We start from the raw sequence: 18,479 nt of genomic DNA, 5'->3' as shown, positions 1-18,479 counted from the left end.
TCCGCTTGCTCTTTTATGAGATATGCGGGCTAATGCTTACTAGATTACATTCAGTTTTGCCAATTTTCAAAAGGAACTTATCTATTCTTTCTTGACCTAATTTAGAGCTGAATGAAAACCATTGTCTTTGTATGGTTACTAGCCGAGAAACTATTCCGTTAAGCTGGATGCAACTTTCTCTACCTCTTCCAGAAAGACGGCATAAGAAGTACCAGAACCGTGTAGAGCTCAAGCCTTCCTATGATCATTGCCAGCGATAGAATGATTTTCGTAGGCGACCCAAGGTGGGCATAATGATTTGCCGGACCGACCTCGTCAAAAGCAGGTCCGACATTGGTTATGGAAGCAGCCGCAGCCGAAACGGCAGATTCCAAAGATATATCCTCAAGCATAAGAATCACAAAAGCAATGAAGCCGCAGAGAAGAATGTAAAGGATAAAGAAGCTTGTTATGCTTGCGACCGCCTTCTCGTTTATTGTCTTTCCCTCTATGGTTATTGGAGAAACCACGTTCGGATAAACGAGTCTTCGTATCTCTCTATGTGCTTTTTTGAAAAGCACCATGATTCTCAGCCCCTTTACCGACCCGGAAGTCGACCCCGCGCACGCGCCGAAGAACATCAGCATGAAAATCACCCATTTCACGAAAGCCGGCCATGCGTCAAAATCCGTGGTGGTAAATCCGGTTGTGGTGATAATTGAAACCACCTGAAAAGAAGCGTAGCGCAGGGACTCGGAGAAGGTTCCGTAAACACCGGTCTGGATGAGCTCTAGGGCAATGAACATCGTCGCGGCAATGACAAAGAAGAGATAGAACCGAAACTCGGAGTTCCTCAGAAGCTTCCCGGGCCTCCCGGTAAAAAAGTAGAAATGAAGTACGAAACTCGTCCCTCCCAAGAACATGAAAAGCGTAATCAGCCCCTGTATGTAGCCGCTGTCATAAGCCCCTATGCTTGCATCCCTGCAGGAAAAACCCCCGGTTGAGAGGGTGCTGAAAGAATGCGTCAGAGCTTCGAAAAAACTCATTCCGCCGAAAATGAGAAGCACCGTCAACACGGCAGTAAGGGCAATGTATACAATCCAGAGCTTCTTGGCCGTCTCGGCTATTTTGGGAGCGAACTTCTCAGTCGTCGGTCCCGTGGTCTCAAGCCCCATTAGCTGCGCCCCGCCGACAAAAAGTCTGGGGAAAATCGCGATTCCCAGAACTATTATTCCCATGCCGCCAAGCCACTGAGTAAAGTTCCTCCAGAAAAGAATTCCCTTGGGAAGCCACTCAATGGACGCAAGCGCGGTGGCTCCTGTGGTTGTAAAACCCGCGGTCGATTCGAAAAGCGCGTCGACCGGGCTTGAGAACACCCCGTAAACATAATAAGGAATGGCGCCGAAGATGCTTGCAAAAACCCAGCAAAGCGCCGCAATCAGAAAACCTTCTCTTCTTCGTATCTCAGTCGGAGTTTCGGGAATGCGGCAAATAGCCATAAGCGCAAGACCCGCAAGTGATGTTATAAGCGCTGAGATCAGGAAGGCAGAGAGATCGTCCTCCGGGTAAAAAAGCGTGCAGACAGCCGGCACGAGCATCAGCAGCCCGAGATACATCACGAACTTTCCCGTGATCTGAAAACAGAACCTAACGTTCACGAAACCAGTATCTCTTCAACCTTTTGCACGGCACTCGGCAGGGAGAACACCACCAGACGGTCCCCGACCTGCGCGGCGAAATCCCCGCCGGGGAATATCGGCTTCCCGTCCCTTATGCAAACGCCTATGACCGAATCGTGCGGCATTTTGCACTCAGAAAGGGGTATCCCGAGGATCTTAGTATGTTCGGTTACGTCAAACTCGAGAATCTCTCCCGCTCCCTCGTAAAGAAGCGCTATGTTAGCCTCTCCACCAAGATGAAGCGAGTTCAGGATACCATTCGCCACAGCCATGTTCGCGCTTATGGCCCTGTCGATACCGATAGCTTCGAGCACCTCCACGTAATCGGGATTCGAATAAAGTACGGTGCATCGATCAATGCCGAGATTTTTCGCGAGAAGCGCGCTGAGAACATTGTTTTCATCGTCGCCGGTAAGCGCAAGCAGGTAATCGCTTTTTTCAACTCCGGCTTCCTTAAGTATCTCGAGATCGGTTCCGTCACCTTCAAATACCATCACTCCGACAAGCTCCTCGGCCGCAGCCCTGGCCTTTTCATGATCGCTCTCAATGAGTCTTACGGAAAGCCCATTAGCGTGAAGTGCGGAAGCCACTTCGCACCCCACCCTGCCCGCGCCGACTATGATAACGGAGTGGACCTTCTGGATTTTCAGGTTAAAAAGCTTCTTAAGCTTCTCAAGTGCCGAAGGAACCCCAAGAGCGAATACGAAATCTCCCGGGCGAAGCTCCGTATCTCCCCGCGGAATAGTTATCCTGTGGTCCCTCTGCAGCCCGACGAAAGTCCAGTTCCTTGGACTGCTGACGAAATTTTTCAGCTTCTCGTTTATTATGGGTACCCCTTCATCCACCCGGAGTTTGAGAAGCTCTATCTGTCCGCTTGCGAAAAACTCCACCCTCCCCGCGAAAGGAGCGCTTATAAGTGCGCTTATCTTTTCCGAGATTATACTGCTTGAGCTTATTAGCGAGATGTTCGAGTCTTCTATGACTCTCCGGTACTCGGCATACTTCGCGTTTTTCACCTCGGCAACGATCTTCTTGACCCCCGAGGCATGGGCGATAAACGAGGCGAGTATATTCGTTCTGTAATCTCCGGTAACCGCAAGAACTACATCGGCCTTTTCTATCTCCGCCTGTCTCAGGACGGCGGGGTCGTCCCCGGTTCCTTCAATTGCCAAGACATCCTGGGTTTCCTTGGCCTTGGCTATGAGTTCCGCGTCTTTCTCAATAACCACAACTTCCTGACTCTTGGAAAGCTCCTTCGAGAGGAAACTTCCAACCTGCCCCAGACCTATTATCAGAATTCTCCGCATAACAGCAAACTAGCTCTGTGTCTGCTTCCCGAGAACGCTGCCGGAAAGCTGAAACAGTCTTATCCCGAAGACAACCACTAACAGCAAGGCCGCAAGCTGCGCCTGGGAAAGACCCTCTACAAAGCTCGGGGTAGTCTCCCTTATAAACTCGATCAGAAATCTCTGGGTGCCGAGAATCACGAACCCCACTGCCGAGACAAAACCCGTGGGATGGTTTTGGGTTCTGATTTTCCAGAGAAAGACAAAAAGCAGGGCCATGAACAAGGTGTCGTAGACCTGCGTCGGATGGACATTGACAACTCTCTCGGAAAAAGAAACCGCCCAGGGCAGAGAGCACGCGGTTCCGTAATCGCAGCCGTTTAGAAAACACCCTATCCTTCCTACTCCGTGACCAAGAATGAGGGCGGGGCAGACAACATCGAGAAGCCGCTGGAAATCCGTCTTTTTAAGCCCTGAGACGATCCACACAGCGCAAAATATCCCGACCAGCCCCCCTACCGACGCGTACCCCGATATGAAATAGCGCGCCGGGTTAGCGAGAAACTCAGTCAAAGTGGCGTTCTGGTAAAGAAAAAGGATCTTGGCTCCCACAAGCCCGGCGATAAAGCACGCAAGCAGAAGAGTAGAAGGAAGTGCCGGGTCCATTTTCCTGCGGCTTACCTCCGCGGATACCACCCAGTAGGCAGCCAGATATCCGAGAGCGAGAAACACCGAATACGAATAGATGACCAGACCCCCTCCTAGATCTAAGAGTACGGGATGCATATGGTGTCTCCCCGGACTACTCTTCTTTCAGAAGAGAATCCACGTTTAACATGGGCACCGCGCCACCGCCTGAGAACTTGGGAAGGGTGCCGTCCCACTTCTCCGCCAGACGCAGTTGAATAATCTGCGGATTGTTCTTAAGCGCCTTGGCTTCTCTCTCAATCGCATCGGCTCTTGCCTTGGACGCCACTTCTATCTCGAAGGCATGAGCGCTTGCGGCGAGTTTTTTCTCCTCCGCTGCGGCTTCCGCCTGGGTCACTCTTCTTATTTTTTCGTTTTTGGCCTGAAGCGCCTCCTGCTCAGCCTTTACCTTGAGTTCAATCGCCTTGTTGAACTCATCCGAGAAATCAAAGTCCGTTATGGCGATGTTGGCTATTTTGAGAGCATTGGGAGAAATCCCCTTCTCGGCAAGGGTAATGGATATGAAATTATTTATGGCTTCCTGTATCTCGACCTTCACCTCGGCTCTTTTGGTAACCAGCTGCTCGGCGGTGTACTTGGCCGTAATGGCCTTTACGGATTCCTGTATCGCAGGTTCTATGAGCGTGAGCGACACTGTATTTCTTTTCCCTATCTTCTGAAATATAACGGGAGCGAGTTCTCCCGTAATGGAATACTGGAGAGTAACTTGAGTCTGTACCGTCTGGAGGTCCTTGGAAGCGGAAACAGCCTTGGCACTCGCCGCGGTAAGACGGATATCGATCTGTTCAACTTTATCCATAAAGGGTTTTTTCATATGGAATCCCTCGGCAAGCGCCTTGGGCTGCACGGCGCCAAGGGTCCGCACAACTCCAACATGCCCGCTTTCCACTATCACGAAAACTCCCGTCACCAGAAAAAACAGCAGGATAAAAATTATCGGGTAAAAAATATTAAGTTTGGGCAACTGCCTCCTCACTTTCATCTAATACCTCCATTAGATACTTATATGTCCATACATTATAATACTTGTGTCAAAAACCGAAACTCACAAGAAAAAGGTTTCTGCAAGGAGCAAGAGCCTTTTCTCCGCTCCACTCAAGAATAACTTTTTCTGAGATTTATGGAATAACCGACGGCAAAGCGGTAGGTACTTTTATTGAACGCAGATTCAGGGAATATCTCGCTGAAAAATATGAATTCAGATTCGGAAGTTCGGCAAAAGGAATCGATTTCCCGGAGCTTGAAATTGACATAAAGGTTACAAGCATAAAACAGCCTCAATCGTCCTGTCCTTACAGGTCGGCAAAACAAAAAATTTACGGTCTGGGATACTCTCTTCTGGTTTTCGTTTACGAAAAAACAGACAACCACAAAACCAAAACCGGTCGCCTGAATTTTCTGCACACAATTTTCGTGGAAAAAGAAGTTACTGGTGATTACCAGACCACCAGAGGATTACGTCAGATACTGGAAAATGATGGAAACAGCGATGATCTCATAGCATTTATGTGTGAGAGAAATCTGCCCGTTGACGATATACAGGCAAACAGAATCGCGGAGGAACTTCTTAAGAAAAAGCCTGAACAAGGCTATCTGACCATCTCAAATGCCCTGCAATGGAGACTGCAGTACGGCCGCATAATTGAAGCGGCCGGAAACGCGAAAAGAGTACATAACTTATCGAAGTAGAAGAGAATGACCAAAAACACGAAGAAGGCTGAACACGGGGACTTCCAGACGCCCGAAGATCTGGCCCGCCAAGTCTGCGGATTCCTGAAGAAGAACAGTGTGGCGCCAAAAAGCGTAATCGAACCGACATGCGGAGCAGGCACTTTTTTTATAGAAGCACTGAACGTGTTTGACGAAGCAAGGGAGGGATATGCCTGCGATATTGACGAAAATTACATTGAGCTGCTGAGAAACAGGCTCCCGGATTATGGCACATCCACTCAGGTCAGAATTGAGACAGCTGATTTTTTCTCCAAGGACTGGGAATCCGAACTGTGCGATCTGCCGGAACCCATTCTGGTAATAGGAAATCCGCCATGGATCACCAACTCGCAGCTTGGCCAGTTGGGAAGCGAAAATCTGCCCGTAAAACTCAACCACAAAAAAATGAAGGGACTTGATGCCTTAACCGGAAAAAGCAACTTCGACATATCGGAGTGGATGATAGACCGGATGATTGAATGGCTTCAGAAAAAGCGGGGAACAGTAGCAATGTTATGTAAAACTTCGGTTGCGAGAAAGGTCCTGCTGAACGCGTGGAAAAACGAGAGAAAAATGGAAGTCGCTACCATGCATCTTATTGACTCAAAACTTCATTTCCGGATTTCTGCCGACGCATGCCTGCTGACCGTGACTTCCTCCGACAGAAGACGCGAGGACTGCAAGGTGTACAGCCATATGGAAGCAGACAGTCCAATTCAGACAATAGGGCTTCGCGAAGGCTTTCTTGTTGCCGACATTCACGGTTACGAAAAAACAAGGCACCTGATTGAAAACAGCCAGTATTACAAATGGAGAACCGGGATCAAGCATGACTGCTCAAAAGTTATGGAACTCAAAAAAACAGGGGACGGTTTATACGTAAACGGTCTTGGCGAGATAAACGAGCTTGAAGACATGTGCCTTTACCCTTTGCTGAAGGGTTCCGGTCTGGCGAACAGAAGAGATCCCGAGAAATTCATGCTGGTTCCGCAAACAAGAATCGGTCAGGAAACAGGATATCTGGCGAAAGCAGCCCCCAAGACCATGGAATATCTGAAAAAGTACGGCGAACTTCTGGACCGGAGAACGAGCTCAATATACAGAGACAAACCGAGATTCTCCGTTTTCGGGGTTGGAGATTACAGCTTCAGTAATTGGAAAGTGGCCATTGCAGCCCTTTACAAAAAACTTGAGTTCTTTGTCGTAGGCCCTCATGAGGGCAAGGCCGTTGTATTCGATGACACCGTAAATTTCATCGCCATGGACAGCCCCGAGGAATCTCACCGGCTGGCGGACCTGCTTAACTCGGATACCGCGAACGACTTTTACAGCTCTTTTATTTTCTGGGACAGCAAAAGACCGATCACGGTTCAACTGCTCAGGTCTCTTGATATTGACAGGTTGTCGGCAGAATCGGGAGACAGACACAAATACAGCATCAGCAAAACTTCAAGACAGCTGCTGTTAATACAAGGCTATTAAAAGCTATACGGGCTCACTATACGATTCTCTCGCGTCCCGGACGAAAAGGCGGGGTTCCCTTTTCCCGTTTCGGACATTAAAGCGCAGAGAAAAAACCAAATCCAGTTTTTCGGGAAGACGTTTTTGGGAAGCGTAAAACCAGATGCAGTTGAATACAGGACCGTTCTTTCTCGCTCTGAACATAACATGCTGATTCTTAAGCAGGTTCTGACTCACTACAGAAACGGCCTTCGAGAGAAAAAGGGGCTCGGGATTTCCCTCTCCGAAAGGCGAGAGGCTTTCAATCTCAGAAACAAGGGTATCGCTTATGAAATCAAGGCTTATTTCTGAGTCTATATCAAGCTTGCTTTCAGGTTTCTGACCGCTTTTTTCAAGCTCTTCTGAGAACCGCCCCCTGAAAAGATCGATCTTCTCCTCAGGAATCGTCACTCCTGCAGCGTAGGCGTGTCCGCCGAACTCAACGAGAAGATCCCCGCATTTTGAGAGGACTGAAAATATGTTGATTCCTCCGAACGATCTCCCGCTTCCTCTGCCCACGCCGTTTTCGTCTACCGAGATGAGAAAAGCGGGTTTTCCGTAAGATTCAGCAATAGAGGAAGCCACAATGCCAACAACTCCCCTGTGCCATTCGCGAGACGAGAGAACAAGGGAATTGCTATTTGAGTACTCGGGAACCGACTCAACCATCCGGGTCGCGTCGCTCAGTATTCTTTCTTCAATACCGCGACGCTCGGAGTTGCGTTTGTCAAGAAATTCCGCGAGCAAGAAAGCGTTCTCTTCGCTGTCGGCAAGAAGAAGCTCAACTGCCTTGTCCGCGGAATCAAGCCTCCCCACCGCATTTATTCTGGGACCGAGACGAAAGCCGAGATCGAATACCTCTATGCCGTCTCCTATGCCACTTACCTCTTTAAGGGCCCACAGGCCCAGACGCTTGGGACTCCGCATTCTTTTAAGACCTTCTTTCAGCATGATCCTGTTCACATTCCCCACCGGTACGCGGTCAGAGACGGTCCCAAGCGAAACAAGATCAAGAAAATCCCCCATGTTAGGTTCCTCGACGGTCTTGAAGAATCCCTCCTCCCTCAGGGTTCTTCTAAGGGCCAGAGCTAGGTTAAACGCTACTCCGACGCCCGAAACCTCTTTTCCCGGGTACCTGCAGTCCGCCTGACGGGGATTGAGAACGGCGACAGCCTCGGGCAACTGGCCACAGAAGTTGTGATGATCCGTAACTATGAAATCCATTCCCAGCGTGCGCGCCTGCGCCACTTCATCCACCGCCGTGATTCCGCAGTCAACCGAGATTACGAGGTTTACCTGCCTCTCCTTAAGATCGCGAAGCGCCTTGGAGTTCACTCCGTAACCCTCTTTGAACCTGTCGGGAATATAGTAGGTAACGTCGCAGCCTAGGGCTCTCAGAAAACCCGTCAGAAGAGAGGTAGCCGTGACTCCGTCGACATCAAAGTCTCCGTAAACGGCGACTTTTTCCTTTTCGTAAACGCACCTGCAAAGGCGCGCCACCGCCTCCTCCATGCCTTTCATCAGGAAGGGAGAAGGCAGGTCCGAGAGGGATGCGGAAAGAAACGCCTCGGCGTCTTGAGCGGAATTTATTCCCCTATTTACCAGAAGTCCCGCGGTTATCGGCAGGATGTCGAGCTTTGCCGAAATCCTCTCAACCGGCCCTTTAGCGGGTTTTGCTACTACCCATTTTCTTTTCTTCATAAGAATTCCGCGGGGAGAAATTCAGGAAGAGACGCTTTCTTTCCTCAGGTGTTCAACCAGCCCCAAAAGCCCGAGGGAATAACTGTGCGCCCTGAAACCCGATACCACGCCGAGCGATACTCCCGAGACAAACGATTTCTGTCTGAAGTCCTCCCTTTTGTATATGTTGGAAATATGAACTTCCACAACAGGCATTCCGGTTGAGAGTATGGCGTCCCTTATGGCCACGCTTGTATGGGTATAGGCGCCGGGGTTTATGATTATTCCGTCGAACTTCCCGTAGGCATCCTGTATGGCGGTGACTATCTCCCCTTCTGAATTCGACTGAAAGAAGGAAAGTCCGACGTCTCCGCCTAGGGAGTCGGTTTTCGAAGAAAGAAAAGATTCAATCTCAGAAAGGGTAAGACTTCCGTAAATCTCAGGTTCCCTCTTGCCCAGCATGTTGAGATTCGGACCGTTGATGACAAGTATTTCCATGGGACAAAATACCGGGAGTAATGATAATTAAAAGGCTGAGAAAAACCAAACGAGGTTTCTATTTGCCAAGAAGAACCATTATCTCTTCTCGTTTGTTTCTGTAAACCGGATTATCGGGTTCGATCTCGCAGAGAACCTCAACTATCCCCAGAGCATCTTCGTAAAGTCCTTGGGATACGTAGAGATTAAGCATCGTGTCCGTCTCGAAAACTCCGGCCCGCGGTTTGCCTTCCTCTTTCGGCTCTGGGGAAGGCTCTTCAGATTTCCCGGTATCCTCCCCGCGGCGCCAAGGATCCGGAACGGGCGACAGAGCGACCCTGAAAGCCTCGGCCGTTCTACCTGCGCTTTTGTATATATGTATCAACAGGTCTGAAGCCTGAGTGTTCCGCTGGTCCAGAGAAAGCGCTTTTTTGAGTTCCTCCTCCGCAGCGGCGGCATTCCAGCACATAAGATGCGCCTTGGCCAGAATGAGTCTCGCCCGGCTGCTATCACCTTTTTTCTCCGTAAAATCGGAAACCGTGCGTCTCGCCTTGGTCACCTCTCCAAGCGCAAGATGAACTTCCGCCAGCGCGAGAAGCGAATCGGAATCGGGAAACATCCTTAAGGTATACTCGTACTTTTCCTTAAGCGCCTCAAGCTCATACTGGCTCAGAGTCTTAAGCTCGTCCATAAGCCTTGTTATTTTTACAAATCCCGGTAATCGCCATGCCTTTTCTCAATCCCCTCTGAGCAATAATATAAGCAGAAATCGAATCGGCACCGCTTTACCAAGAATACCGCAATGCAGTATAGCGGACAACACTAACCGAGACGCCGTCGAGGCCCGGGGCTAGCCTCTTTTCAGAAAAGAAAACATCTCCACTTCCTTTATGCCGACGAGTCTGGCAAGCAGGAAATAAATAATGACGCCTAAACCTACCGAGGCGGCCATAACCAGCGCCTTGTCAAGAGAAAAACCGCTTTCGCTCCAAGTAGAAAAACCGGCGACGGCGCTTACCGCAAAACCCATGATTACTGCGATTGCGAGAATCCTGAGCAAAAAGAAGAGGATGTCGCGGGAGAGAAAATGTCCCAGACGGCCATTCAACAAGACAACCAGCAGAACGAAATTCACCACCGAGGAGATTGAACTCGCAAGCGCAAGACCCAAGTGGTCAAGCGAGAAGACAAACCCCAGAACGAACCCGCAGACCGCGTTCAGCAGAAAACAGAAAAACGCCACCTTGACCGGCGTCTTCGTGTCCTGAAGGGCGAAAAAGGCGGGCACGGTGATTCGAATTCCTCCCACCGCGAAAAGTCCGAGTCCGTAGCCCAGGATGGCCTGGGAAGTATTTATAACCGCCATGTAATCAAACTGGCCGTGCTGGTAAAGAAAATTGCAGAGGGGTACCCGCAGAGCTACTATCCCGACCATTGCGGGCACCATTATAAACAGCATGCGCCTGAGGGAACGCTGATACTCTGTGCCGAAACCCCCGTAATCCTCCCTCGCAGCGTAGCCTGAGAGAGCGGGAAGCGTAACGGTCGCCAGAGAAACGGCCACCACCCCGAGGGGAAACTCTATTATCCTCTCTGCGAAATAAAGGTAGGAGACGGTTCCCTCGGACATAAAGGACGCGTACTGGGTGTTTACGAGTATGTTCAGGTTGTAGACCGCTATTCCGAAAAGCTGAGGGAACATGAGAACCGCGAGTCTCCTGACCGCGGGGTGATTGAAGGTTTTCGCGAAGCCGAACATGAACTTTTCTTTGCGAAGATAAAACAGGTGGAGCAGCAGCTGCAGCACCCCCCCGCCAAGGATCCCGAAGCAGAGAGAAACTATAGGCACTTCAAATTCCCTGTAGAGAAACAGGGCGCTTGCTATTACGCACAGATTGAAAAGAACCGGAGAGAAAGCCGGTGCGAAGAAATGCCGTACGGAGTTAAGAACCCCCATCGCGAGAGCCGTAAGAGATATAAAAAGCACGTAGGGGAAAACAAGCCTGTTAAGATAGACCGCCAGATCGAAAGTCTTCTGATCAAATCCATAGGCGAAGAGCTTCACCAGCCAGGGGGAAAAAATTATCCCCAGCGCCACGACTAAAACGAGAATGATGAAAAGCACAGTGAACGCGGAACGCAGGGCGTCCTTTGCCCCTCGCCTGTCCCCCGACTCAAGGTGCTCCGAGAATATGGGTACGAAAATCGCCGCCAGAGAGCCTTCGGCGAAAAGACGTCGCAGCAGGTTGGGAATACGAAACGCGACGTAAAAAGCGTCGGTCTGGAAACCCGCTCCGAAAAGCGCCGCCACCACAACGTCCCGCAGGTATCCGACGATCCTGCTCAACAGGGTAAGAAAACTTACCAGCCCCCACTTGTCCTTGTGGTCTTCCCTTGTTTCCATGAAGATCCTAGTCCTCCGGCGGATCGCCGCTCCCGGGAGGATCGACAAAATCAAACTCTATTTCCCCCCTGAGCGCTTCCAGCACCCTGCGCGTTTCCGAAGTAAGTTCGGGAGTGGTGATCACCTTTACTATCATCTCCTTCGGAACTTCGGTTCTAACCCACATCAGGTGCCCGTAGGTGCCGAGTATCGCCTGCAAAAGAACATTGGAACTCTTGTCGGCAAGCTTTATAAAAAAAACAGACATTTCTTCTGAAGCAACCCCATGTGGAATCTCACCCTCCGAATCATCATGTCCTCTGATGAGAGTATATACAAAATAAGCCAACAAGTAGAATTGCGGCCCCAACGGATAGTATTTTTTCTTATGCCCCCTCACGGCATCATCCATTATTAAAGTAATATCTAGCCTTATATTTTTACCGCTCAACCGCTGAAAAGACTAACTATTTCAAAATGTTACTTGACTTTTCACGTGTTTTTTTATAATTTATGAATTGGCATGACAGGAATATATTATGGCATATAATGGCGGAAGATAGCATAAAATGTTCAGAGGAAGATACGAACATACTATGACCAAGACCGGAAGGGTCAGTATTCCTTCAAAGTTCAGGGAGGTCTGCAGGAAGAAATATTCCGACGAGACCTTCGTAATAACGAACTTTGACCGCTACCTCATCGCCTATCCCATGAGGGAGTGGAACGAACTCGAGAAAAAGCTCTCCAAGATATCCATAACCGACAGCGAGGTTACGTCTTCAATACGCTATCTCATGGGAAACGCGGTTGACTGCCCTATAGACAACCAGGGAAGAGTTCTCATTCCTCAGTCGCTACGCTCATACGCCGCCATTGAAACTGAAGTCGTTCTGGTCGGCATGCTGAAAAAGATAGAGATCTGGTCAAAGGAGATATGGGAGAAGGAAAACGGCTCAGGGGCATTTGAGACTTTCATACAAAGCAGGGAGGTGCTCGCCGGGTATGGTCTCTAGGAGAATAAGAACCGCAGACGCAAGTTCTGAGCCGCAGGAGCAGTTCCACTCCCCGGTCATGGTAAAGGAGGTAGTTGAATACCTCGACCTGCCGGAGGGAGCAATCGTGGTCGACTCGACCGTGGGTCTCGGCGGACACTCCGAACACATTCTCAATGAATACCCTTCGATATCGAAGCTGATAGGCATGGATGTCGATCAGGCCACGATCTCTCTTGCGAAAGGCAGACTTTCGGCAAATGCGGAAAAAGTAGAGATAGTGAACAAAAATTTCATACACATTAAAAACACGGTCAATTCCATGGGAATAGAATACGTGGACGGCATCGTCGCCGACCTAGGGATTTCCTCTTTCCAGCTCGAGCGCAGCGGTAAGGGATTCAGCTTCGACAGAAACGAGTTCCTCGACATGAGGATGGACGCGGGTCTTCAGTTCTCCGCCTACGATCTTGTAAACGAGATGAGAGGCGAAGAGCTTGAATACATACTGAGAAAATACGGCGAAGAGAAGTTCGCGCGGAGAATCGCTAACTCGATAGTGAAAAGCCGGACGAAAAAACCCATACAGACTTCCTTCGAACTGGCCTCGATAATCTCGAACTCAATTCCCAAAAAGTTTCATCCGAAAAAAACGCATCCCGCGACCAAGACTTTTCAGGCGCTTCGGATCTCGATTAACAACGAACTCGACAATCTGGCGATCTTCATTGAAGAAGCTGTAAAGATACTCAATACAGGAGCGAGACTAGTGATCATCTCCTTTCACTCGCTTGAAGACAGAATAGTTAAGAACATGTTCAGGAAACTCGACTCCCTGTGTGCTTGTCCTCCGGATCTTCCCGTATGCGCATGCGGAAAATTTCAGCAGGTAAGAAGGGTGACCCGCTCGGTCGTAAGGCCCGGAAGAAGGGAAGTGGAGGAGAATCCCAAGGCGAGAAGTTCAAAAATGAGGGTTGCAGAGGGGGTATAGTCGCAGATGAGAAGAAAGTTTGCCGGGAGGAAAAAAAGAGAGAAGGGATTGTTTCCTCGTACATTAATCATTTCCTGTATCGCTTTGATAATTGCGCTTTGCTTTCTGCGAATCAAGGTAGAACACACAAGGACCGGTTACGAGATTTCGAAAAACCGAGAAGTCGAAAGGGCCCTTTTAAAGGAAACCGTGATGCTTCACCACGGAATTTTAAAACTCAAATCTCTTGAACATCTCAAACCAGTGGCGGATAAAAAAGGATTCAGGTTCGCCAGTTACAAAGATGTCGTTTTCGTCGAAGAGGTAATAGTTGCACAGGAAGAACAGGATGAGGGATTCTGAAAAACAAAAACGGAAGTTTTATATTGCCTCAGTTTTTATTACAGGTCTATTTGTGCTTCTGGGATACAGATCCTTTGAACTCCAGGTGCTCCAAAGTGAGAAGTTTTCCGCCGGGGCTAAAAAACAGCACAGCAGGGTTTACAGGATGCCTCCGGTACGGGGAACCTTGTTTGACCGGAATAAAAAACCTCTGGCCACAAGCGTCTGGGCAACTTCGATCTATCTGAATCCCAAGGAAGTAAAAAACTCGGACAAGCTTGCACGGACAATATCGAAACCGCTGGGTCTGTCCCGCAACAAACTGATCAGTCTTACACGTTCTGACAAGCCCTTTGTATGGATCAAAAGGGGAGAGGACCCCAGGACAGCAAAAAAGATAGAGGCCATGGGTCTTTCGGGGGTCGGTTTCGCCGAGGAACCGAAAAGGATTTACCCCAACGGTTCTCTGCTCGGGCAGGCGATCGGATTCACCAACATAGATCTTAAGGGAGTGGAGGGGCTTGAATACGGCTTTGAAAAAATGCTTGCCGGCAAACCAGCCACGGTGAGGATCAGAACCGACGGCAGGGGAAATAGGATATCCGATGTCCTGCTGAATGCGAAAGAACAGTCTACGAAGGGAAGCGATGTGCTGCTTACCGTGGATTCCAATATACAGCACATGACGGAAACTGCGCTCGAGAAAGGCATAAAGGAAATGAAAGCGGATAGGGGAGCCGCCCTCCTGATGAATCCTCAAACTGGTGAGATACTCTCCATGGCCTCCTATCCGTTTTTTAATCCTAACCGCTTCGGCGAGTTTTCTCAGGAAACGAGAAAGAATCTCCCCGTGTGGATGTCCTTCGAGCCCGGTTCCACGCTGAAGGTATTTTTGGCGGCGACTCTTCTTGAAGAAAAAATGGGGGATGAGAATACCGAGTATGACTGTGAAAACGGAAAGAAGAGAATCGGCCCGAAAATAATAAAAGACGTGCACGGCCACGGAATCCTGACGGTTTCCGAGACCATCACGTATTCAAGCAACATATGCGCCTGGAAAATGGGGGAGACCTTAGGAAAGAAAAAACTTCACGATTCGCTCAGGAATTTCGGTTTCGGAGAAACGGTTGGAGTAGACCTTCCCGGGGAAGCCACAGGGAGAATACAGAGCCTAAGGGACTGGGGAGATATAGAACTGGCAACAATATCGTTCGGACAGGGAATATCGGTAACGGCAATCCAGCTGGCAACCGCGCTTTCGAGTATCGGAAACGGCGGATATCTGATGAAGCCTTATATCGTGAAGAAGATAGTCTCACCCGAGGGCAAGGTTCTCATGGAAAGAAGCCCGGAATCTGTAAAAAGAGTCATCTCCTACGATACGGCTTCTAAGGTCACCAGAATCCTTGAACAAGTAGTGGAAAACGGCACGGGCAAAAACGCCAGCATTCCCGGCTACAGAGTCGCGGGAAAAACAGGCACGGCGCAAATGCCTAATCCGCGGACCGGCACTTACTACGAAAACAGATATCTTTCGTCATTTATCGGTTTCGCCCCTGCTGATGACCCACGTCTTGCCCTCGTCGTAATCGTCGAGAACCCCAGAAAACATAACTACGGAGGGGTAGTCGCAGCGCCCATTTTCAAGTCCATAACTGAAAAAGTCCTGTTCTACATGCAAATACCTCCAGATAAGGAAAAGCTCGAAAAAATGGTCATGCCGGACATGGTGAACAAAAGCGCAAGAGCCGTCATGAAGTGGGCGGAAAAAGAGGAAGTGTCGGTCAGGTTCATAGGAAACGGCTACGTGGTCAGCCAGCATCCACCTTCAGGGAAAAAGATAAGAAGGGGAACGGACTGCACTTTCACCCTCAAGCAGAACATATGAGATTAGCGGATGTTCTGAGAAACGCGGGAATCGAAACTATAACTGGATCCAAGAATCCGGGAGATACGGAAATTACGGGAATAACTCTCAACTCGCAGAACGTGGAACCGGGGTCTCTTTTTATTGCCATCAGGGGCAAAGTCACCGACGGGCACAATTACGTCGCCTCCGCGGTAGAAAAGGGAGCGGTGGCGCTTCTGCTTGAGGAGATTTCAGCGGAAATTCCGGACCTCGGAGTTCCCTTTGCGAAAACGAGCGACTCTAGGGCTGCGGCATCCATCGTCGCCTCCAATTTCCATGATCACCCTTCCCTTGCAATGAAGGTCGTTGGGGTGACGGGGACAAACGGGAAAACCACTGTGTCTCACATGATAGAAACCGGCTGGAAAGCCGATGGGGTAAACACGGGTCTCTTGGGAACAATAGAAAACAGATACAGGGGTAAGACCGAACCTGCATCCCTTACAACACCTGATCCCATAGCTTTTATGGGCATGTTGCGTGAAATGAAAGACGCAGGAGTGACAAACGTCACGGTCGAAGTGTCCTCGCACGCCCTTGATCTAAAAAGAGTTGACGGATGTCACTTCGACGCGGCGATATTCACGAACCTCACCCAGGATCACCTGGACTACCACAAGACGCTTGAAGATTACTTCAGGGCGAAAGAAAGGCTTTTCTCGGAAATTCTCGAAAAAAGCGCAAAAAAAGAGGTGTTTTCGGTAATAAACGCGGATGACCCTTTCGCAAACAGGATATCCGCCTCGAAAAAAAGTCAGAAAATAACGTTTTCCACGAAAAAAAAAGACTCAGTCGTATTCGCGGAGAATTTCACGCTTGATTCTGGAGGTATAAAGGCCACGCTGGCCACCCCGTGGGGCAAGGTGGAACTTGATTCAAAACTCATGGGGAAACACAACCTCTATAACATGATGGCGGCAGCCGGAACGCTCCTCTCTCTCGGTTCGTCCCCAGGGACAACCGGGAGAGCGCTGAGTGAACTCAGGCGCATCCCTGGAAGGCTCGAGAAAATTGAGAGCAGCCTGGGAATAGATGTTTTTGTGGACTACGCCCATACCCCTGACGCGCTTGAGAACGTGCTTGCGTGTCTGAAACCTTTCTGTGCTCAGAGACTCATCACTGTCGTGGGTTGCGGAGGGGACAGAGACAGGGGAAAACGCCCCCTTATGGCTGCTGTGGGACGCAGGTATTCGGACATGCTGATAGTGACTTCGGATAACCCCAGAACGGAGGATCCGGAGAGGATAATAGAGGATATGACCGAGGGGGTAGACCCCCAGGACCCGGGGGTAGTGGTAATAACCGAAAGGGAGGAAGCCATAAAGAACGCCGTGGATAAGGCCGTACCTGGAGACACGGTCCTTATAGCGGGAAAAGGTCATGAGAACTACCAGATAATCGGCACTGAGAAAATTCATTTTGACGACAGGGAGATCGCAGAAAAACACCTTGAAGCCAGGGAAAGGAGAGAACTTTGAGATTCAGCCTTGACTTTCTGTTAAATTCCACGGGAGGGAGCCTCGTCGGCGGCAAGATGCCGGTTGGAGCTTCGGGGGTCTCCATCGATTCCAGAAATATAGAGAAAAACCAGCTCTTCGTCGCCATAGAGGGGCCCAATTTTGACGGGCACGATTACGTCGCCGAGGCTTTTGAAAAAGGCTCCGCGGGAGCGATAGTGGAAAAATACCCGCAAATACAGGACTCAAAACGCAACTGCGGTGCGATAATAAAAGTCGAATCCACGCAAAAAGCCCTCCTCGAGATGTCAAGACACTGGAGAAATTCGTTTCCCGACCTGAAAGTCGCCGCCATTACGGGTTCGAACGGAAAAACTACAACCAAGAACATGACCCACAGCATACTGTCCGTATCAGGCAGCGTGCTCAGCACCCACGGCAACCTAAACAATCAGATAGGTCTTCCGCTCAACCTTCTGAAACTGGAGAAAAGCCACGATTTCTGCGTGCTCGAGATGGGGATGAACTCTTTCGGAGAAATAAGAACCCTCGCGGATATCGCCTCGCCCGATGTGGGAACGATCACCACTGTAGGAAAAGCTCACCTGGAGGGAATGAAAAACCTGGAAGGAGTCGCAAGGGCTAAAGGAGAACTGGTTGAAAACTTCGGAGAGGAAAACACTTTCTGCGTAAACATTGACGATCCCTGGGTGGAGAAGATAGCGGCCCGCGTGCGCTGCCGGAAGGTCACGTACGGGGTTGCCTCTCCGGAGGCTTTCATAAGGGCAGACGACATCAGCCACGAGGAAATGGAGTCCATCGAATTCACGATACACATAGGCAAGCAGTCCGCCAGAGCGAGAATAAGGGGAATAGGAACTCACAATGTTTCAAATGCCCTTTCCTCCTCCGCTCTTGCGTATTCTCTCGGATGCGGAATGAGCGAGATACTGGCAGGTCTTGAGAAATACGTTCCCTCCGCCATGCGCCTTGAGGTTATCCGTACCCCTTTCGGCTTCAGAGTCATAAACGACTCATATAACGCAAATCCCGACTCGATGCGCGCGGCGCTCGATGAACTCGTCGCCCACCGGCGCGGCAAGGCGAAGGCGGTAGCGGTTCTTGGGGACATGCTTGAGCTGGGAGAAAACAGCGAAAAAGAACACCAAATGATCGGGGAACATATCTCGAAGCTAGGTCTTCATATGGTAGTAGCCATGGGAGAATTCTCCCGGTCGCTTGTATCGTCCGTACGAGGGCAGACGGCATGTCACGTGGCGGAGAGCCCGCAGGAGGCAGCGGCCCTGCTTCTTGACGCGTGCCGAGAGGACGACCTGGTGCTTGTGAAGGGGTCCCGGGGAATGAAGATGGAAACGGTAATACAGATGCTTTACGAAAAATAAA

General features: G+C 49.9%; 17 protein-coding genes. 8 read left to right on the top strand and 9 right to left on the bottom strand.

The window, feature by feature from the left end; translation table 11 throughout:
• Positions 1-179: 179 nt before the first annotated feature.
• The 4 genes from OXG10_01720 to OXG10_01705 are packed head-to-tail and all read right to left on the bottom strand — an operon-like array spanning position 180 to position 4,634.
• Entirely contained in the window at positions 180-1,637 is a 1,458-nt protein-coding gene (locus tag OXG10_01720; GenBank protein ID MCY3826086.1) for a TrkH family potassium uptake protein, read from the bottom strand.
• Entirely contained in the window at positions 1,634-2,965 is a 1,332-nt protein-coding gene (gene trkA, locus OXG10_01715; GenBank protein MCY3826085.1) for a Trk system potassium transporter TrkA, read from the bottom strand. The genes OXG10_01720 and trkA overlap by 4 nt, the downstream gene beginning before the upstream one ends.
• 9 nt (positions 2,966-2,974) lie before the next feature.
• Complete coding sequence (locus OXG10_01710; protein ID MCY3826084.1) at positions 2,975-3,730, bottom strand: prolipoprotein diacylglyceryl transferase; 756 nt, start codon at positions 3,728-3,730, stop codon at positions 2,975-2,977.
• Between the two features lie 16 nt (positions 3,731-3,746).
• Positions 3,747-4,634 carry a prohibitin family protein gene (locus OXG10_01705; GenBank protein MCY3826083.1) on the bottom strand — a complete coding sequence of 296 codons (888 nt, stop codon included), beginning with the start codon at positions 4,632-4,634 and terminating at the stop codon, positions 3,747-3,749.
• Between the two features lie 80 nt (positions 4,635-4,714).
• On the opposite strand from OXG10_01705, the gene OXG10_01700 reads away from it, so the two are divergent.
• Together OXG10_01700 and OXG10_01695 are read left to right on the top strand one after the other, a co-directional pair.
• A complete protein-coding gene (locus OXG10_01700) occupies positions 4,715-5,341 on the top strand; it encodes a restriction endonuclease (protein MCY3826082.1) in 627 nt (208 codons plus the stop codon).
• 6 nt (positions 5,342-5,347) lie between these two features.
• Positions 5,348-6,844, top strand: a complete 1,497-nt coding sequence (locus OXG10_01695) for an N-6 DNA methylase (protein MCY3826081.1) — start codon at positions 5,348-5,350, stop codon at positions 6,842-6,844.
• 3 nt (positions 6,845-6,847) lie between these two features.
• On the opposite strand, the gene recJ is transcribed toward OXG10_01695, so the two are convergent.
• The 5 genes from recJ to OXG10_01670 all read right to left on the bottom strand — a co-directional run bounded on the left by recJ (position 6,848) and on the right by OXG10_01670 (position 11,670).
• Entirely contained in the window at positions 6,848-8,563 is a 1,716-nt protein-coding gene (gene recJ / locus OXG10_01690; GenBank protein ID MCY3826080.1) for a single-stranded-DNA-specific exonuclease RecJ, read from the bottom strand.
• 21 nt (positions 8,564-8,584) lie between these two features.
• Entirely contained in the window at positions 8,585-9,040 is a 456-nt protein-coding gene (gene aroQ, locus OXG10_01685; protein MCY3826079.1) for a type II 3-dehydroquinate dehydratase, read from the bottom strand.
• Positions 9,041-9,098: 58 nt separating this feature from the next.
• Complete coding sequence (locus tag OXG10_01680; GenBank protein ID MCY3826078.1) at positions 9,099-9,710, bottom strand: tetratricopeptide repeat protein; 612 nt, start codon at positions 9,708-9,710, stop codon at positions 9,099-9,101.
• 159 nt (positions 9,711-9,869) lie between these two features.
• Positions 9,870-11,423: a murein biosynthesis integral membrane protein MurJ gene (gene murJ / locus OXG10_01675; GenBank protein ID MCY3826077.1), complete on the bottom strand. Its 1,554-nt coding sequence runs from the start codon at positions 11,421-11,423 to the stop codon at positions 9,870-9,872.
• 7 nt (positions 11,424-11,430) lie between these two features.
• Positions 11,431-11,670 carry a DUF4911 domain-containing protein gene (locus OXG10_01670; GenBank protein ID MCY3826076.1) on the bottom strand — a complete coding sequence of 80 codons (240 nt, stop codon included), beginning with the start codon at positions 11,668-11,670 and terminating at the stop codon, positions 11,431-11,433.
• A gap of 301 nt (positions 11,671-11,971) precedes the next feature.
• Between OXG10_01670 and mraZ the strand changes: the two genes are divergently transcribed.
• The 6 genes from mraZ to OXG10_01640 all read left to right on the top strand — a co-directional run bounded on the left by mraZ (position 11,972) and on the right by OXG10_01640 (position 18,478).
• Entirely contained in the window at positions 11,972-12,418 is a 447-nt protein-coding gene (gene mraZ / locus OXG10_01665) for a division/cell wall cluster transcriptional repressor MraZ (protein MCY3826075.1), read from the top strand.
• Positions 12,408-13,388 carry a 16S rRNA (cytosine(1402)-N(4))-methyltransferase RsmH gene (gene rsmH / locus OXG10_01660; protein ID MCY3826074.1) on the top strand — a complete coding sequence of 327 codons (981 nt, stop codon included), beginning with the start codon at positions 12,408-12,410 and terminating at the stop codon, positions 13,386-13,388. Before mraZ ends, rsmH begins: the two co-directional genes overlap by 11 nt.
• Positions 13,389-13,394: 6 nt before the next feature.
• On the top strand, positions 13,395-13,730 hold the full coding sequence (locus tag OXG10_01655) for a hypothetical protein (protein MCY3826073.1): 336 nt from the start codon (positions 13,395-13,397) through the stop codon (positions 13,728-13,730).
• A 145-nt stretch (positions 13,731-13,875) separates the two neighbouring features.
• Positions 13,876-15,597 carry a penicillin-binding transpeptidase domain-containing protein gene (locus OXG10_01650; GenBank protein ID MCY3826072.1) on the top strand — a complete coding sequence of 574 codons (1,722 nt, stop codon included), beginning with the start codon at positions 13,876-13,878 and terminating at the stop codon, positions 15,595-15,597.
• Positions 15,594-17,096, top strand: coding sequence for a UDP-N-acetylmuramoyl-L-alanyl-D-glutamate--2,6-diaminopimelate ligase (locus OXG10_01645; GenBank protein MCY3826071.1), 1,503 nt, complete (start codon positions 15,594-15,596; stop codon positions 17,094-17,096). The genes OXG10_01650 and OXG10_01645 overlap by 4 nt, the downstream gene beginning before the upstream one ends.
• Complete coding sequence (locus OXG10_01640) at positions 17,093-18,478, top strand: UDP-N-acetylmuramoyl-tripeptide--D-alanyl-D-alanine ligase (GenBank protein MCY3826070.1); 1,386 nt, start codon at positions 17,093-17,095, stop codon at positions 18,476-18,478. The genes OXG10_01645 and OXG10_01640 overlap by 4 nt, the downstream gene beginning before the upstream one ends.
• The last annotated feature ends 1 nt before the right edge of the window (position 18,479 follow it).

Source organism: Candidatus Dadabacteria bacterium (assembly GCA_026706695.1).
GTDB lineage: Bacteria > Desulfobacterota_D > UBA1144 > Nemesobacterales > Nemesobacteraceae > Nemesobacter.
Note: the sequence above shows the minus strand (reverse complement) of the source record. Positions and strands in the feature narration are given on the sequence as shown.

Coding starts and splice junctions, on each gene's coding strand:
- trkA (MCY3826085.1), bottom strand. CDS start 2,965: ATGCGGAGAATTCTGATAATAGGTCTGGGGCAGGTTGGAAGTTTCCTC.
- OXG10_01710 (MCY3826084.1), bottom strand. CDS start 3,730: ATGCATCCCGTACTCTTAGATCTAGGAGGGGGTCTGGTCATCTATTCG.
- OXG10_01705 (MCY3826083.1), bottom strand. CDS start 4,634: ATGAAAGTGAGGAGGCAGTTGCCCAAACTTAATATTTTTTACCCGATA.
- OXG10_01695 (MCY3826081.1), top strand. CDS start 5,348: ATGACCAAAAACACGAAGAAGGCTGAACACGGGGACTTCCAGACGCCC.
- recJ (MCY3826080.1), bottom strand. CDS start 8,563: ATGAAGAAAAGAAAATGGGTAGTAGCAAAACCCGCTAAAGGGCCGGTT.
- aroQ (MCY3826079.1), bottom strand. CDS start 9,040: ATGGAAATACTTGTCATCAACGGTCCGAATCTCAACATGCTGGGCAAG.
- OXG10_01680 (MCY3826078.1), bottom strand. CDS start 9,710: ATGGACGAGCTTAAGACTCTGAGCCAGTATGAGCTTGAGGCGCTTAAG.
- murJ (MCY3826077.1), bottom strand. CDS start 11,423: ATGGAAACAAGGGAAGACCACAAGGACAAGTGGGGGCTGGTAAGTTTT.
- OXG10_01670 (MCY3826076.1), bottom strand. CDS start 11,670: ATGTCTGTTTTTTTTATAAAGCTTGCCGACAAGAGTTCCAATGTTCTT.
- mraZ (MCY3826075.1), top strand. CDS start 11,972: ATGTTCAGAGGAAGATACGAACATACTATGACCAAGACCGGAAGGGTC.
- rsmH (MCY3826074.1), top strand. CDS start 12,408: ATGGTCTCTAGGAGAATAAGAACCGCAGACGCAAGTTCTGAGCCGCAG.
- OXG10_01655 (MCY3826073.1), top strand. CDS start 13,395: ATGAGAAGAAAGTTTGCCGGGAGGAAAAAAAGAGAGAAGGGATTGTTT.
- OXG10_01650 (MCY3826072.1), top strand. CDS start 13,876: ATGCCTCCGGTACGGGGAACCTTGTTTGACCGGAATAAAAAACCTCTG.
- OXG10_01645 (MCY3826071.1), top strand. CDS start 15,594: ATGAGATTAGCGGATGTTCTGAGAAACGCGGGAATCGAAACTATAACT.